Genomic DNA, 14,075 nt, shown 5'->3' with positions numbered 1-14,075 from the left:
GGCCCGCTCCCATCACCCGGAGCGGGCCCTCGTACGTCGTTAAGGTGAACCCCATGAGCGAACCCCCCCGCTTCGACCGCGGCCACACCGACGACCTCATGTCCTTCCTGGCGGCGTCCCCCACGCCGTACCACGCCGTGGCGAACACCGCCGAGCGGCTGGAGAAGGCCGGATTCAAGCAGGTCGCCGAGACGGACGCCTGGGAGGGGACGACCGGCGGCAAGTACGTGCTGCGCGGTGGCGCGATCGTGGCCTGGTTCGTCCCCGAAGGTGCGGCACCCCACACCCCCTTCCGCATCGTCGGCGCACACACCGACTCCCCGAACCTGCGGGTCAAGCCGCGCCCCGACACCGGTGCGCACGGCTTCCGCCAGGTCGCCGTCGAGATCTACGGCGGACCGCTGCTCAACTCCTGGCTCGACCGCGACCTCGGTCTGGCCGGCCGGCTGAGCCTGCGGGACGGTTCGACCCGCCTGGTGAACGTGGACCGCCCGCTGCTGCGCGTGCCCCAACTCGCCATCCACCTGGACCGTTCCGTGTCGGCGGAGGGGCTCAAGCTGGACAAGCAGCGCCACCTCCAGCCGATCTGGGGCCTGGGCGACGACGTCCGCGACGGCGACCTGATCGCCTTCCTGGAGGAGGAGTCGGGGCTCGCGCCGGGCGAGGTCACCGGCTGGGACCTGATGACGCACTCCGTCGAGGCGCCCTCCTACCTGGGCCGCGACCAGGAGCTGCTCGCCGGCCCGCGCATGGACAACCTGCTGTCCCTGCACGCCGGCGCCGCCGCGCTCGCCTCCGCCGCGACCCGCGAGAACCTGCCGTACATCCCCGTGCTCGCCGGCTTCGACCACGAGGAGAACGGCTCGCAGTCCGACACGGGCGCGGACGGGCCGCTGCTCGGCGGGGTGCTGGAGCGTTCGGTGTTCGCGCGCGGCGGATCGTACGAGGACCGGGCACGGGCCTTCGCCGGGACCGTCTGCCTCTCCTCCGACACGGGTCACGCCGTGCACCCCAACTACGCGGAGCGGCACGACCCGACGCACCACCCGCGCGTCAACGGCGGGCCGATCCTCAAGGTCAACGTCAACAACCGCTACGCCACGGACGGTTCGGGCCGCGCGGTGTTCGCCGCCGCCTGCGAGAAGGCCGGTGTGCCGTTCCAGACCTTCGTCTCCAACAACTCCATGCCCTGCGGCACGACGATCGGCCCGATCACCGCGGCCCGGCACGGCATCAAGACCGTCGACATCGGGGTGGCCATCCTCTCGATGCACAGCGCCCGCGAACTCTGCGGCGACCACGACCCGTTCCTGCTGGCCAACGCGCTGGTGGCGTTCCTGGAGGGGTAGTCAACTCCCGCTCGGCGCATGGGTGTTGCCTTCCCGGGTACCCGGTCGCGGACCGGAACGAGCGCACAGCAAAGGGAGGCGACACTCATGGGCCTGGGCGGCTGCATCATCCTCATCGCCGTCGGCGCGATCCTCGCGTTCGCGACCGACTGGCACATGCAGGGGGTCAATCTCACGCTGGTCGGTGTGATCCTCATGGTCGTCGGACTGATCGGCGTCGTGACGTTCAGCAGCATCGCGCGGCGCCGTCGAGTGCTCCTGCCGGGCTCGACGACCGTGGTGGACGAGGACCGGAACCGCGACGGATACCGGGCGTAACCCTCACACGGACCGAATCGCCCGCACAGGACATCCAAAGACAACCGTGAGCAATTCGTGACGCCAGTCGTATTGTGCGCTTGTGTGAGCCTCGTGAAGACTCTGTGCAGTTGAGGGTCCGGGGGGAGGCAGCCCCGGGCCCATCTCACGATTCATCACGGGGGAGGCCGCTGCCGTGCCCGAACCACGGCTGGTGGTGCTCATACCGGCCCACAACGAGGCGGACCGCATCGGCGCCGCGATCGAGGGCTTGTGGCGGCAAACCCGTAAACCCGACCTGATCGTCGTCGTCACCGACAACTGCACCGACGACACGGCCGAGGTCGCCGCCTCGCACGGCGCGGACATCTTCGCCACCGCGGGCAACACCCACAAGAAGGCCGGCGCCCTCAACCAGGCCATCGACTGGGTCCTGCCCCACCTCGACGAACGCGACCTCCTCCTCGTCCAGGACGCGGACACCGTCCTCAACCCCTGGTTCAGCGAGACCGCCATGGCCACCTTCAACCGCAAGGTCGGCGCCGTCGGCGGAGTCTTCTACGGCGAGCAGGGCGGCGGCCTCCTCGGACTGCTCCAGCGCATGGAGTTCCAGCGCTACGCCTGGGAGTTGGACCGCACCGGCGGCAAGGCCCAGGTCCTCACCGGCACCGGCACGATGTTCCGCGCCCGCGTCCTGCGCGAGGTCCGCGAAGCCCGCCACTCGGGGCGGATCGGCGGCGGCGACGGCTACTACAGCCTCGCCTCGCTCACCGAGGACGACGAGATGACCAAGGCGGTCAAGACCCTCGGCTACCGCGCGATGTCCCCCGCGGGCTGCGCGGTCACCACCGAGGTCATGACCAGCCTCCCCAAACTCTGGCACCAGCGCCTGCGCTGGCAGCGCGGCGCCCTGGAGAACCTCCGCGACTACGGCTGGACCAAGGTCACCGCCCGCTACTTCCTCCAGCAGTTCCTGATGGGCTTCGGCGCGCTGTCGTTCCTGGTCTACCTGACCTTCATGGCGACCTACACCACGCTCTACGGCTTCCCCGGCGTCTCCCCGTTCTGGACCGCGATCGGCCTGATCTTCGTGGTCGAGAAGACCGTCTCCGTCCGCCGCGCCGGACCCCTCGCGGTCCTGGTCGCCGCGCTGATGATCCCCGAGATGCTCTACGACCTCTTCCAGCACGCCGTCTACTTCACCTCCCTGTGGGGCCTGGTCCGCCGCAGCGAGGAGAAGTGGGTGGCCACCTAGCCCACCCCCTACGCAAACCGCACATCCCGCAAGGAGAGATATTCATGTACGGACGAGTTGTCGGCGCCGGCACGACCGGCGCCGGTGGTGCCACCCTGGCCGCGACGGGCCTGTGGCTGAACAGCATGGCGATGATGGTGGCGGCGACCACGCTGGTGGCGGCGGGGATGGCGCTGTACAAGCTGGCACCGCGGGCGCGGCGGCGATAGGGCGTTGCCCCGGGTGATCCCCCGTTTCAGGCGTCCTGGTTGTGTGGGTCGTGCGGATCGTCCATGCCTGCCAGGACGAGGGGGAGGCGGTCCGTCGCGCCGACGATGAGGCGGACCGGGACGCCCCAGTCCTGCTGGTGGACGTGGCAGGCGGGGTATTCGTTGGCGGGGTCGTCGTCGCAGGAGGCGGCCATCGCGGAGACGTGCAACACGCCTTCCGCGACCGCCTTGTTGAGGGTCAGGGTGCGGTTCAGGTCCGTGCCCGGGCCCTCGCCGCCGACCAGCAGCTCGGGCGGGGTCGCGGAGACGAGCAGCCGGGTCGAGGGGCCGATGGGGGTCCCCCCGCGCGAGTCTGTTCGAGCGTGGGGGAGGGTGTCGAGTTTCTGCCCGGTCGGAGCCTGGAAGATCACGTCCAACTTGACTTCGCCCGGGGCGACTTCGGTGGCCGCGCGCTGGGTGCGATGGGCAACGGACTCGACCCGCACGGCTTCCTCCGGGAGGCGTAGGCGGGTGAGCCGGTGCCGGGCCGACTCGACGACCAGGATCTCGTCACCGACGAGCACGGCATCACTCGGCTCCCTCAAGTCCGTGGCCAGCGTGGTGACTTCGCCGGTCGCGGGGTCGTAGCGGCGCAGCGCGTGGTTGTACGTGTCGCTGATCGCGACCGAGCCGTCCGGGAGCGCGGTGACGCCCAACGGGTGCTGCAGCAGGGCCTGTTCGGCGGCTCCGTCACGATGCCCGAAGTCGAAGAGACCGGTACCGACGGCAGTGTGGACGGCACCCTCGACGTCCATCCAGCGCAGGGCGGACGTCTCGGAGTCGGCCACCCAGAGCCGGTCGGCGGTCGCGGCGAGTCCCGAGGGCTGCGCGAACCAGGCCTCGGGGCCGGGCCCGTCGACGAGCCCTTCGTTGGTGGTGCCAGCGGTGACGGCGACGGTGTTGTCGGCGGGGTCGTAGGCCCAGAGCTGATGCACACCGGCCATGGCGATCCACAGCCTGCCCTGCCACCAGGCCACGTCCCAGGGGGAGGAGAGGCTGACCTCGCGGGCGGGGCCGGAGGTGGGCTCGCCCTGCATCCACTGGTATCCGGTGCCGGCGAGGGTGGTGACCCGGCCGCTCTCCGGGTCGAAGCGCCGGATCACATGGTTCCCCGTGTCGGCGACGGCCACGGCGCCGTCCGGCAGCAGCGCCAGCCCCTGCGGCTCCTTGAACCGCGCGCGGACCCAGGTGCTGTCGGTCATTCCGCGATCGCCCTGACCGATCCGCCGTACGACCGTCTCCCCGTCCGCCGCCAGCTCGACCAGTTGATGCCGGGTGGTGTCGCTGACCAGGAAGTTCCCGGAAGGCAGGGCCAACGCCTTGCCCGGGAAACGCAGCACCGTCGGCTCCGGCTCCGGGGCCACATACGGCCCGTCCCCGCGCCGTAGCGTGCCCTTCGCCGCGTGCTCGGTCTCCAGCTCCGCGACCAGCCGCTCGATGGCGTGCGCGTGCCCCTCGCCCGCGTGCTGCGCGACGACGTATCCCTCCGGGTCGATCACGACGAGCGTCGGCCACGCGCGCACCGCGTACTGCTTCCAGGTCGCCAACTCCGGGTCGTCCAGCACCGGATGCTCCACGCCGTACCGCTCGACCGCGTCCACGACCGCCTGATGCTCGGCCTCGTGCACGAACTTCGGCGAGTGCACGCCGATGATCACGACGGTGTCGCGATGCTTCGCCTCCAACTCCCGCAGCTCGTCCAGGACATGCAGGCAGTTGATGCAGCAGAAGGTCCAGAAATCCAGGATGACGATGCGTCCACGCAGGTCGGTGAGGCTGTACTGCTTGTCCCCCGTGTTCAGCCATCCGCCCTTGCCGGTGAGCTGGGGGGCACGGACGCGGACGCGTCGGGGAGTCGGGGTCGCGGATGCATCGGTCATGAATCAAGACTGCCACCCGCGACTGACAGTCACCTCACCGGACCGTCACGTCGCGAGATGGTCCACGAAGATCCCGACGAGTATCCGGCCGTCCCGCTCGGGGATCGGCAGGGAGAAGTGCACACGGTCGCGGTCATAGAGACGTTTGCCGTGCCAGTCGCACCGGTAGGTGTCGCCGTCATGGTCGACGTTGCGTTGCTCCCATGCCTTGGCGTTCTTCTTCGTGTTGGCGCTCTCGGGGGAGATGTCCAGACCCAGCGCGTCGAACCTGCGCATGACCTGGTTCAGGTCGCCGCCGCAGTCCGCCAGTGTCCGGGTGAAGTGGTCGTTGAGCGCGCCGAGGAGCTTGACCAGCCAGGGCAGTACCTCGGTGTAGGAGCCCTTGAAGTGGTGCAGACGCAGGGAGTCGGCGAAGAGCAGCCGGGGGAAGGCGTCCTCGGTGAAGGTGAAGAAGTGCTCGGCGGGGACGGGTTCGTGGGTGAACAGACCTCGCCAGAAACCCGGCGCGTCCTCCGGCGTCCTCAGGACGTGCGCCTTCACCTCGTCGTGGCCCGTCTCCGTCGTTCGCGTGACGGTGATCCAGCCGGACGGCCAGTCGGGTTCCTTGGCATACGGCGCGAGGAGGCAGGACATGGCCCGGCCGTCCGCCGCCCTGGCCAGGGCGTGTGCCGTGCCCCAAGAGGGCTCGCGCCAGGGGCCGTCGGCCACGCGGACCGGCTGGGGCACATCCGCCTCGTCGGGTTCCACGCGCTTGCACTTGCCCAGCAACTTCTGCAGCCGGACTCGCTTGTCGCGGGGTAGTCCACCGTCCGGTGAATAGAGGACGTCGAACAGCGCGACGGACGGGCGGCACTCGGTTTCGTACGCGGGTTCCATGAGAGCTGCTTTGCGGCCGTCGGCAAGCGGCTCCAATAACTCCGCGAGCAGGTCAAGGGCGTCCTGAAGATCCGACTCCGTCAGCTCCCGCCAGTCGAAGCACTCCTCGCCGACGACGACGCGATAGTCGTCGCCGGCCGTGGCATCACCTGTCACGTCGAGCACGGGCGAGCCTCCCCAGGTCGGTCTCGATCTGGTCGAAGAAGCCGCTCGGCCAGTGACTGAGCTCGCCCTTGTCGTTGATGCCGATGGGCAAGGTGCGGTCGTGATCGAAGTAGTGCGTGACCATGTCCTTCGCGGGGAGCGAGCCGTCCTGCGCTACGGCGAGCCGGGCTCCGTTGAGAACGTGGTCGCTGTGCGTCTCCACGAGTACCTGCACCCCGCTGCCCGCCACACGCGCGAGGAAACGGCCCAGACGGGACTGTCCCGCCGGATGCAGATGGGCCTCCGGGTTCTCCACGATCAGTAGGTCGCCCGGCTCGGTGAGCAGACCAGCGACGATGACGGGCAGGGCGTAGGAGACGCCGAAGCCGGTGTTGGCGGGGCGGATCTCCTCGCCGATGAGGCTCGTCTCACCGAAGCGGATCGTCCCGGCCATGATGCCTGCGGCCAAGCGGGCGGTGATACGTAGTGGCCGGATGATCTCTGATGCCCACGCCTCGGCCTGGGCCCTCAGCTGCGGACCGGCGCCGTCCGGGTGATGCAGCAGGCCCCGCACCTCCCCGCGCGAACTGCGGGGGCCGATCGCACGAGTCTCGCGCAGCGCCAACACCTGTGCCGTGAACTCGCCGCGCACGCCCACCCCGATCCGTTCGGGTTCGTCGGCGGACAGGGCAAGGGTGTCGCGCGGGCCGAGGCGCTCCGCGCACAGATAAGTGAAGGCGGGATCTGCGACACCCGGTCCGATACCGGGTACGACCGCCACCGGGAGCCGCCGTACGTCCAGATGCAGAGCCTGTTCGGCATCGGGCAGGCCGAAGCCGAACACCCATGACTCACCGCCCGGTCCGCCGAGTCGTACCGTGATCTCCGTCGCGCCGGACGTCCAGTTGAGTACGTCACGGGCCTCTCCGAGGGCCAGGCCGAGCGGCCCGTTCAGCCGGACCGTGCCGCCCGCCTTGCCGCCGCCGGACATGGCCGCCAGCCGGGCCAGCAGCAGGGACTGGATCACGGTGCTCTTGCCGCCGCCGTTGACGCCAGTGAGGACGGTCAGGGGGCGCAATTCGAACGACTCCGACTCGAATCGTTTGAAGCCCCGGATCTCCAGAGAGGTGATCACCGGCCGGCTCCCGCGTCCTCGACGGCGGCCTTGAAGCGGTAGTCGACGCGGAACCGGTCTGCGGTGGAGGAGGTGATGGCGTTGAGGTAGACGAAGTCGACGGTCATCCGCGTCCGCGCGGCCTGTACGACCGCCGTGCGGCGCGCACGCAGATCGGCGGTGGTGTGTTCGGGGTCGGCCAGGGCGAGCGACCAGCTCTCGAACATGGCGCGGTTGATCGGACGGCGGTAGTCGTCGCCCTTGGGCCACTTGCGGAAGGCGTGCTCCCCGAAGACGAGGTACGCATGGGTCATCGCACGTTCGAAGGCGGCCTCCAGCGCCGCCACCCGCTCGTCCGGGACCTGCTTCGGATCGTCGAGCAGCTCGGTGGCGTCCATCAGGAACAGTTCCATCATGGGACGCTCCTGGTACGCCTCGACGCCCTTCAGCCAGAACGCGGCGAACCTCAGTGCCATCTCCCGGTCGTTCATCCGGATGTGGTTGGTGAGGCGGCCCCCGGTGGCCTTGGCGAAAGCGTCCGTGTGGGTCATCCGGTGCAGGACGTCCCTGCTGCGCGGGCTGCTCATGCAGTGGCGGATCTCCTGCGCGTTCAGCGGGGTCCCGCCGGTGTTGATCCGCTTGAAGATCTCGTACGTCACTCCGCGCGGGGTCGTCGGGTCGATCACGTTGACGATCAGCTGGGTGTTGTTGATCCGCCGCTGGAACGGCACGGGGAGATCGCTGAAGCGCAGATCCTTCAGGTCGTCCAGATGCTCCAGCTTCCCAAGGGCGAATCCGGTCCTCTCCCCGCCCCGGACGAACGCGTGCAGTGTGGACAACCGCTGAAGGCCGTCGACGACCCGGAACGACCCGTCGGTGTCCTCCGCGAAATAGAACGCGGGCAGCGGGATCTGAAGCAACAAGGACTCGACGAGCAGGGACTTCTGATCGGCGCGCCACACCTGCAACCGCTGGAAGTCCGGAGCGAGTTCGATGGAGCCCTCGTCGATCTGGTCGAGGATGTTACGCAGGGAGAACTGGCTGGTGTTCACCCGGATCTGGTCGGGATTCCACGGCCGTTGGATCCGCTCGGCGTCCCCGCCGGAGTCCTCGACCTCGATGTCCGTGGCGTGTCCTTCGAACACGTCCTCCACGACGTCCGGGGTCGTCTGCGCACCTTCGATTGCCATGTGCGCCATCCTAGGGGCGGGTGATCGGGGAGTTGGGGGCGTTGCGCCGATCTCCCGCGCCGTGCTGCGGCGGTGCGTGGTGCTGGCCGGCGGCGGTACCGAGGACGTCCGTCAGGGACTCGACCGGGCGGCGGGCGATCCAGCGGAGTTCGTCGGCCGTCAGAGGTGCGTCGTCGTCCACCATCGGCCGGGCGAGGCCCAGGATGACGGCTGCTGTTTCGAGTTGTCGGCGTCGCTGGTCGGTCATGGTGATGCCGGGCGTCGTACGGCCTGCTCTGCGGGCAGGTCGAACCACACGCCCTTGCCCTCCGGGTGTGGTTGCCCGCCGTACGGGATGTCCGGGGCGTGGCCCCAGCGGCCTTCGGTGAGGGCGTCCACCAGGTACAGGCCCCGGCCGCCGCCGCGCTCACCCGGTTCTGCCGTCAACTCCCTTATCACCGGCGGGTTCTCGTCGCCGTCGTACACCACGACCCGCAGTCGCCCCTCCTCCACCGCCAGCCACAGCACCGTGCCGTCACCGCCCTTCGCGTGGACGCAGGCGTTGGTGACGAGTTCCGAGGTGCAGAGGATCGCGTCGTCTACCAGGGCACGGTCCAGCTCCAGCGTGCGCAGGACGGTGGCGACGAAGTCGCGGGCGATGTGGGGAGAGGTGTCGAGGGGTGGGCAGATCAGGGTGTACGAGGGCATGGGGCATCAACTCCGGTGGAGTGAGGGGGGTTTGCGCGAGCCCGGGCTCGTTGCTGTCCGGCGCCCCGGTGTCGACGGCCGGGGTGGCACTTCCAACGGGGGGTGGGCGTGCGGGAGTTGCGGATGGGTGACCGTGTTGGCACCCTCCGTGAGGTACGTTACGACCATAGCGACTCAGCCTGATACGCACCAACCGTTCAAGAAAAGTGCGACGAACGAGGAGACCTCCATGCCGCCGAGGGCGAACCCCACCGCACGCCAAGGGCGACTCGGCGCCGAACTACGCAAGCTGCGCGAGGCGACGGGTATCGAGTCGCGGGACGCCGCCGCCTTCCTCGGCGTGAACCAGACCCAGATCAGCCACATCGAATCCGGCCGGTTCGGAATCGGCGAGCAGCGGCTCCGCGGACTGGCCAGGTTCTACAAATGCGACGACAGCCAACTCATCGACGCCTTGGTCGAGATGGCGGCGCCGCGGTCCAAGGGCTGGTGGGAGGAGTACCGCAGCGTGCTGCCGCCCAAGGCGCTCGACCTCGCCGAGTTGGAGCACCACGCCTTGTACGTCCGCGTGTTCCACATGGTGCACATCCCTGGAGTTCTCCAGACCGAGGAACATGTACGTGCAGTCTCGATGTTCGCCGCGCCAAGTCTCACGGAGGAGGAGTGCGAGACCCGAGTCGCGTTCCGGATACGCCGTCAGCAGGTCATCGCTTCGGGGACGCCGTACGACGTGATCGTCCACGAAGCCGCACTACGGATGCGGGTGGGTGGCTCCAAGGTTGCCCGCGCTCAACTCGACCATCTCCTTGAGGCATCCGACCGGAAGTCGGTCACTCTTCGCGTCATCCCGTTCACGGCCGAGGGGTTCGCGGGGGCGGAATTTTCCATGCAGTACGTTGGCGGCGTCATTCCCCAACTCGACACCGTGCAGATCGATGCGCCCCATGGCGCCGAGTTCATCGATGCCCCAATGCGGCTGAGCCGCTACCGAACCTGGGGCGAGAGCATCGACAAGGCAGCTCTCCCGCAGGAGGCTTCCCTCGACCTCATCCGCCGTATCGCCCAGGAATTCTGAAGGAACGCCCGTGCCCGAAGCCCTCCACTGGCAGAAGTCGTCGTACTCCGGAGGAAACGTCGAAACCAGCTGCCTGGAGATAACCGCCGCCCCCACCACCCTCCACCTCCGCGAGAGCGACGACCCCGCCACGCTCCTCACCCCCGCCCCCACTGCCCTGAACGCCCTACTCACCGCGCTGAAGGGTCAGTTCAGGGTGTGAGAACACTCGGCTCCCGGCGAACCTGTTGAGCAGGTTGTGGGGCGTGTCGTCGCCCAGGACCTCGTGGAGGTCGGGTTGTTCGGCGGCGGACGCGGCGCTGCGGGGGAACATTGCGTGCTCGTATTCGGTGAGTGCTGTCTCCACGTCGTCGGGGTGAGCGGCGATGGCCTTGCCGAGTTCCGCGCCGTCGTACATCGCCAGTGATTCCTCGCGTTTCGCGCCTGCCGGATGACCTCCGGCAGGACCTGTCCGAAACGTTCCAGAGCCCGCCGACAAAGATCCGACAGCACAGCGGCACACGTCACCGGCCACCGACAGCGCACCGACACCACGCCCCGCGGCTGGGTCAGCCCGGCTTGACCGCCCGCGTCGCGAAGTAGTGCGACATGTATGGGGCGGACGCGTCGGACTGGTGCGGCGCTTCCGCGAAGCCAGTGAGGACGAAGCCCGCGGCCAGCTGCCCGCCGATCTGGCCGGTGAGGGTGTGGCTGTATTCGAGAGCTGCGTCCGCGCCGAACCTCGTGGCGCGTTCGTCGGCGGAGTACTGCGTGAGGTCGCTGTAGGGCAGCTTGTGCACGACGATCAGTTCGCCGCGCTCGTCGAGCGCCTCGTGGTCGAACAGGTACACATCGGGGTTGAGGAAGCCCGCGAGCAGGGTTCCGCCCGGTCGCAGGACGCGGAAGCACTCGCGCCACACCGGTGCCAGGTCCGGTACGAACAGGTTGGAGACCGGATGGAACACGACGTCGAACGTCGCGTCGCCGAAGGCTCCGAGGTCGCGCATGTCGCCCAGGACGGTGCGCAGGTCGAGTCCGTCGCGTGCCGCCACCAGCCGGTCCTGGCCGAGTTGGCCTGGTGAGTTGTCGAACACGGTGACCCGCGCCCCCGCCGCGGCGAGGATCGGACCCTGCTGGCCGCCGCCGGAGGCCAGGCACAGCACGTCCTTGCCGGTCAGGTCCGCCGGCAGCCAGGAGCGGTCGACCGGCTCGTGCCCGACGAGAACGACCGACCAGTCGCCCGTGCGGGCGCGCTCGACGTCCTCGGCACTCACCGGCCTCGACCACTCGTTGCCCTCTTGGACGTACTTGTCCCAGGCCGCCCGATTGTGGGCGACGGGGTCGACACCACTGTCCTGCACGTTCAACTCCCTGCGGTACTGACAGTCCGGTGCCGCCAGCCAACACGATCGCGGAGTGCGCGCTCAACGGAATTGGCGGGGAGAGAGTCAGTTCAGGGTGTGACCCGTCGTCGCGTCCACATGGGCCGGGATCTCCTCGTGCTGGTCGCCGACCGTGAGCGTGCCGGTGGGTTCGAGAAGCAGGATCTCGGAGGGGACCGGGGCGTAGGGCTTGTGTTCCGTGCCGCGCGGGACCGTGAAGACGGAGCCCTTGGGGAGGACGACCGTGCGCTCCCCCGCCGGCTCGCGCAGCGCGATGTGCAGTTCGCCGGCCAGGACCAGGAAGAACTCGTCGGTGTGGTCGTGGGTGTGCCAGAGGTGCTCGCCCTCGACCTTCGCGACGCGTACGTCGTAGTCGTTGACGGTGGTGACGATGCGGGGGCTCCACTGGTCGGTGAAGGAGGCGAGGGCGGCGGTGAGAGAGATCGGTTCCATGGGGGCCATCGTGCGTGTTCCGTGAGCGCCTCACGAGTGCTAGGAATCGCACATGCCGCAAGGATCCTCTCAGCAGCCGAAGCACCCGAAACACACGAAACGTCCGCATCGCGTCGCCGTCATCGTCGACGAGGGCACCAACCCCTTCGAAGTGGGCGTCGCCACCGAGCTGTTCGGGCTGCCCCGGCCCGAACTGGGGCTCTCCGGGCCGTTGTACGAGGTCCTGGTGTGCACGCCCACGCGTGAGGTGCGGATGAACCACGGGTTCTTCACCCTCACCGGAGCGCACGGCCTGGACGCCGTGGACTCGGCCGACACCCTCGTCGTACCGGGCCGACCCGACAACGTCGTACCGCGCGGGGCCGCCGTCCTGGACGCCATCCGGCGCACCCACGCGCGCGGGGCCCGTGTCATGAGCCTGTGCACCGGCAGCTTCGCGCTCGCCGAGGCCGGGCTGCTGGACGGGCGCCGGGCGACCACCCACTGGATGTGGGCCGACCGCTTCCGCACCCTGCACCCGCGCGTGCGGCTCGCACCGGACGTCCTCTTCGTGGACGACGGCGACATCCTCACCGCCTCCGGCAGCGCCGCCGCGCTCGACCTGGGGCTGCATGTCGTACGGCGGGACCATGGCGCCGAGATCGCCAACGCGGTCTCCAGGAGGCTCGTTTTCGCGGCCCATCGGGACGGCGGGCAGAGGCAGTTCGTGGAGCGGCCGTTGCCCGATGTCCCCGACGAGTCGCTCGCGCCGCTGCTCGCGTGGGCGCAGGGGCGGCTGGGGGAGCCGTTGACGGTGGCCGAACTGGCCGCCCGCGCGGCCGTCTCCCCCGCGACGCTGCACCGGCGGTTCAGGGCGCAGCTGGGGACGACTCCGCTGGCGTGGCTGACCGGGGAGCGGGTGGCACTGGCGTGCCGGCTGATCGAGCGCGGGGAGGAGCGGCTGGACGTGGTGGCCGCGCGGTGCGGGCTCGGCACCGGTGCGAATCTGCGCGTACGACTGCGGAAGGAGACCGGATTGAGCCCGTCGGCCTACCGGCGGCGTTTCGGACCGGCTGCCGGGGAAGCCGTAATGTCATGAGATTCCTCGTACGCGATCGGATCCTCGGCTTCGGTGAGGATTACTGGATCGAGGACCAGCACGGCAACAAGGCGTTCCTGGTCGACGGCAAGGCCATGCGCATCAGGGACACCTTCGAGTTGAAGGACACGCACGGGCGCGTGCTCATCGACATCCACAAGAAGATGCTCGCCCTGCGCGACACGATGGTCATCGAACGGGACGGCGAGCCCCTCGCGACCATCAGACGCAAACGGTTCTCGCTGCTGCGCAACCACTATCGGGTGTCCCTGGTGGACGGCACCGAACTCGACGTCAGCGGCAAGATCCTGGACCGCGAGTTCGGCGTCGACTACGACGGTGAGCTGCTCGCGCAGATCTCTCGGCGCTGGCTGCACATCCGGGAGACGTACGGCGTCGACATCGTCCGGGAGGACGCGGACGCGGCGCTGCTGATCGCGGTGGCGGTGTGCGTGATCCACCTGGCGGAGAAGGAACGCGAGGACTAACGCCCTCCGGGTTCGGCCGCCCTGCGCGCGCGGGTCCGGCGGCGTTCCCGCAGGTAGTGGGCGTAGTTCATGCAGACGACGGTCAGCGCGGCGAGGACCGCGCTGGCCGTCCAGCTGGGAGAGGGGTCGTCCAGCCTGCCGATGAGCCGGACGAACACCGTCATGGGGACCCATGAGATGAGCGCCCCGATGAGTACGCCCCGGGCGCCGGCGGGCGCCTCGGAGTCGCGCGGTGCGAGGTCGTAGCCGGTGCGCTCGTAGTGGGCCTGACGGCGGCGTTCGAAGCGCAGGAACGCCCAGAACAGCAGCCACGCGCACGTGCCGGTGAGGACGGTCTGCAGGAGACGGCCCCAGGCCGGGTCGGTGAAGACCGAGAGGGCCAGGCCGACGGGGGCCGCGACGAGCAGGGCCGCGACCGTCGCGCAGCCCGCCGCGTTCCGCGCGGCGAACACCAGTGGCCGGGGCGGCGGGTCCGCGCCGTCGAAGCTACGGTCGACGGCCCAGAAGGCGCGGCGGAGCGCGGCCCGAAGCCGCCTGGATCTGCCGCCCGCCTCGGACCCGTCGCTCACCTCGGATCCGC

General features: G+C 69.2%; 17 protein-coding genes and 1 pseudogene. 8 read left to right on the top strand and 10 right to left on the bottom strand.

What is annotated here, in order from left to right; all coding sequences use genetic code 11:
- Positions 1-53: 53 nt before the first annotated feature.
- The 4 genes from ACIBJH_RS20760 to ACIBJH_RS20745 all read left to right on the top strand — a co-directional run bounded on the left by ACIBJH_RS20760 (position 54) and on the right by ACIBJH_RS20745 (position 3,110).
- Positions 54-1,349 carry a M18 family aminopeptidase gene (locus ACIBJH_RS20760; RefSeq protein ID WP_399118286.1) on the top strand — a complete coding sequence of 432 codons (1,296 nt, stop codon included), beginning with the start codon at positions 54-56 and terminating at the stop codon, positions 1,347-1,349.
- Between the two features lie 87 nt (positions 1,350-1,436).
- Positions 1,437-1,667 carry a DUF6458 family protein gene (locus ACIBJH_RS20755; protein ID WP_200712933.1) on the top strand — a complete coding sequence of 77 codons (231 nt, stop codon included), beginning with the start codon at positions 1,437-1,439 and terminating at the stop codon, positions 1,665-1,667.
- 175 nt (positions 1,668-1,842) lie between these two features.
- Positions 1,843-2,901 (top strand): glycosyltransferase, encoded by a 1,059-nt coding sequence (locus ACIBJH_RS20750; RefSeq protein WP_399118285.1) that lies wholly within the window; start codon positions 1,843-1,845, stop codon positions 2,899-2,901.
- A gap of 44 nt (positions 2,902-2,945) precedes the next feature.
- On the top strand, positions 2,946-3,110 hold the full coding sequence (locus ACIBJH_RS20745) for a hypothetical protein (RefSeq protein WP_019055237.1): 165 nt from the start codon (positions 2,946-2,948) through the stop codon (positions 3,108-3,110).
- Positions 3,111-3,136: 26 nt separating this feature from the next.
- On the opposite strand, the gene ACIBJH_RS20740 is transcribed toward ACIBJH_RS20745, so the two are convergent.
- The 6 genes from ACIBJH_RS20740 to ACIBJH_RS20715 are packed head-to-tail and all read right to left on the bottom strand — an operon-like array spanning position 3,137 to position 9,040.
- Entirely contained in the window at positions 3,137-5,029 is a 1,893-nt protein-coding gene (locus ACIBJH_RS20740) for an NHL domain-containing thioredoxin family protein (protein ID WP_399118284.1), read from the bottom strand.
- A gap of 45 nt (positions 5,030-5,074) precedes the next feature.
- Positions 5,075-6,070 (bottom strand): hypothetical protein, encoded by a 996-nt coding sequence (locus ACIBJH_RS20735; RefSeq protein ID WP_399118283.1) that lies wholly within the window; start codon positions 6,068-6,070, stop codon positions 5,075-5,077.
- Complete coding sequence (locus ACIBJH_RS20730) at positions 6,051-7,184, bottom strand: DUF3696 domain-containing protein (RefSeq protein ID WP_399118282.1); 1,134 nt, start codon at positions 7,182-7,184, stop codon at positions 6,051-6,053. The genes ACIBJH_RS20735 and ACIBJH_RS20730 overlap by 20 nt, the downstream gene beginning before the upstream one ends.
- Entirely contained in the window at positions 7,181-8,353 is a 1,173-nt protein-coding gene (locus ACIBJH_RS20725; protein WP_399118281.1) for a DUF262 domain-containing protein, read from the bottom strand. The genes ACIBJH_RS20730 and ACIBJH_RS20725 overlap by 4 nt, the downstream gene beginning before the upstream one ends.
- Positions 8,354-8,363: 10 nt before the next feature.
- Positions 8,364-8,600 carry a hypothetical protein gene (locus ACIBJH_RS20720; RefSeq protein WP_399118279.1) on the bottom strand — a complete coding sequence of 79 codons (237 nt, stop codon included), beginning with the start codon at positions 8,598-8,600 and terminating at the stop codon, positions 8,364-8,366.
- Entirely contained in the window at positions 8,597-9,040 is a 444-nt protein-coding gene (locus ACIBJH_RS20715; RefSeq protein WP_399118278.1) for an ATP-binding protein, read from the bottom strand. Before ACIBJH_RS20715 ends, ACIBJH_RS20720 begins: the two co-directional genes overlap by 4 nt.
- A gap of 229 nt (positions 9,041-9,269) precedes the next feature.
- On the opposite strand from ACIBJH_RS20715, the gene ACIBJH_RS20710 reads away from it, so the two are divergent.
- Positions 9,270-10,115 (top strand): helix-turn-helix domain-containing protein, encoded by an 846-nt coding sequence (locus ACIBJH_RS20710; protein WP_399118277.1) that lies wholly within the window; start codon positions 9,270-9,272, stop codon positions 10,113-10,115.
- Between the two features lie 10 nt (positions 10,116-10,125).
- Positions 10,126-10,317 (top strand): DUF397 domain-containing protein, encoded by a 192-nt coding sequence (locus ACIBJH_RS20705; protein WP_399118276.1) that lies wholly within the window; start codon positions 10,126-10,128, stop codon positions 10,315-10,317.
- On the opposite strand, the pseudogene ACIBJH_RS20700 reads toward ACIBJH_RS20705, so the two are convergent.
- The 3 genes and pseudogenes from ACIBJH_RS20700 to ACIBJH_RS20690 all read right to left on the bottom strand — a co-directional run.
- Positions 10,282-10,521 (bottom strand): annotated as a pseudogene (locus ACIBJH_RS20700) (hypothetical protein); the annotation flags it as partial. The gene ACIBJH_RS20705 and the pseudogene ACIBJH_RS20700 overlap by 36 nt on opposite strands.
- A 142-nt stretch (positions 10,522-10,663) precedes the next feature.
- Positions 10,664-11,455, bottom strand: a complete 792-nt coding sequence (locus tag ACIBJH_RS20695; protein WP_399118275.1) for a class I SAM-dependent methyltransferase — start codon at positions 11,453-11,455, stop codon at positions 10,664-10,666.
- 87 nt (positions 11,456-11,542) lie between these two features.
- A complete protein-coding gene (locus ACIBJH_RS20690; RefSeq protein ID WP_399118274.1) occupies positions 11,543-11,938 on the bottom strand; it encodes a cupin domain-containing protein in 396 nt (131 codons plus the stop codon).
- Positions 11,939-11,981: 43 nt separating this feature from the next.
- Between ACIBJH_RS20690 and ACIBJH_RS20685 the strand changes: the two genes are divergently transcribed.
- Both ACIBJH_RS20685 and ACIBJH_RS20680 read left to right on the top strand, forming a co-directional pair.
- Positions 11,982-13,007: a GlxA family transcriptional regulator gene (locus ACIBJH_RS20685; protein WP_399118273.1), complete on the top strand. Its 1,026-nt coding sequence runs from the start codon at positions 11,982-11,984 to the stop codon at positions 13,005-13,007.
- Positions 13,004-13,495 carry an LURP-one-related/scramblase family protein gene (locus ACIBJH_RS20680; protein WP_399118272.1) on the top strand — a complete coding sequence of 164 codons (492 nt, stop codon included), beginning with the start codon at positions 13,004-13,006 and terminating at the stop codon, positions 13,493-13,495. Before ACIBJH_RS20685 ends, ACIBJH_RS20680 begins: the two co-directional genes overlap by 4 nt.
- On the opposite strand, the gene ACIBJH_RS20675 is transcribed toward ACIBJH_RS20680, so the two are convergent.
- The gene (locus ACIBJH_RS20675; protein WP_399118271.1) at positions 13,492-14,064 is read right to left on the bottom strand and encodes a hypothetical protein; all 573 of its coding nucleotides are present in this window, start codon (positions 14,062-14,064) and stop codon (positions 13,492-13,494) included. The genes ACIBJH_RS20680 and ACIBJH_RS20675 overlap by 4 nt on opposite strands.
- Between the last annotated feature and the right edge of the window lie 11 nt (positions 14,065-14,075).

Source organism: Streptomyces sp. NPDC050548 (assembly GCF_044457385.1).
Classification (GTDB): domain Bacteria; phylum Actinomycetota; class Actinomycetes; order Streptomycetales; family Streptomycetaceae; genus Streptomyces.
The sequence above is the reverse complement of the archived record's forward strand: the minus strand, read 5'-3'. Positions and strand labels throughout refer to the sequence as shown.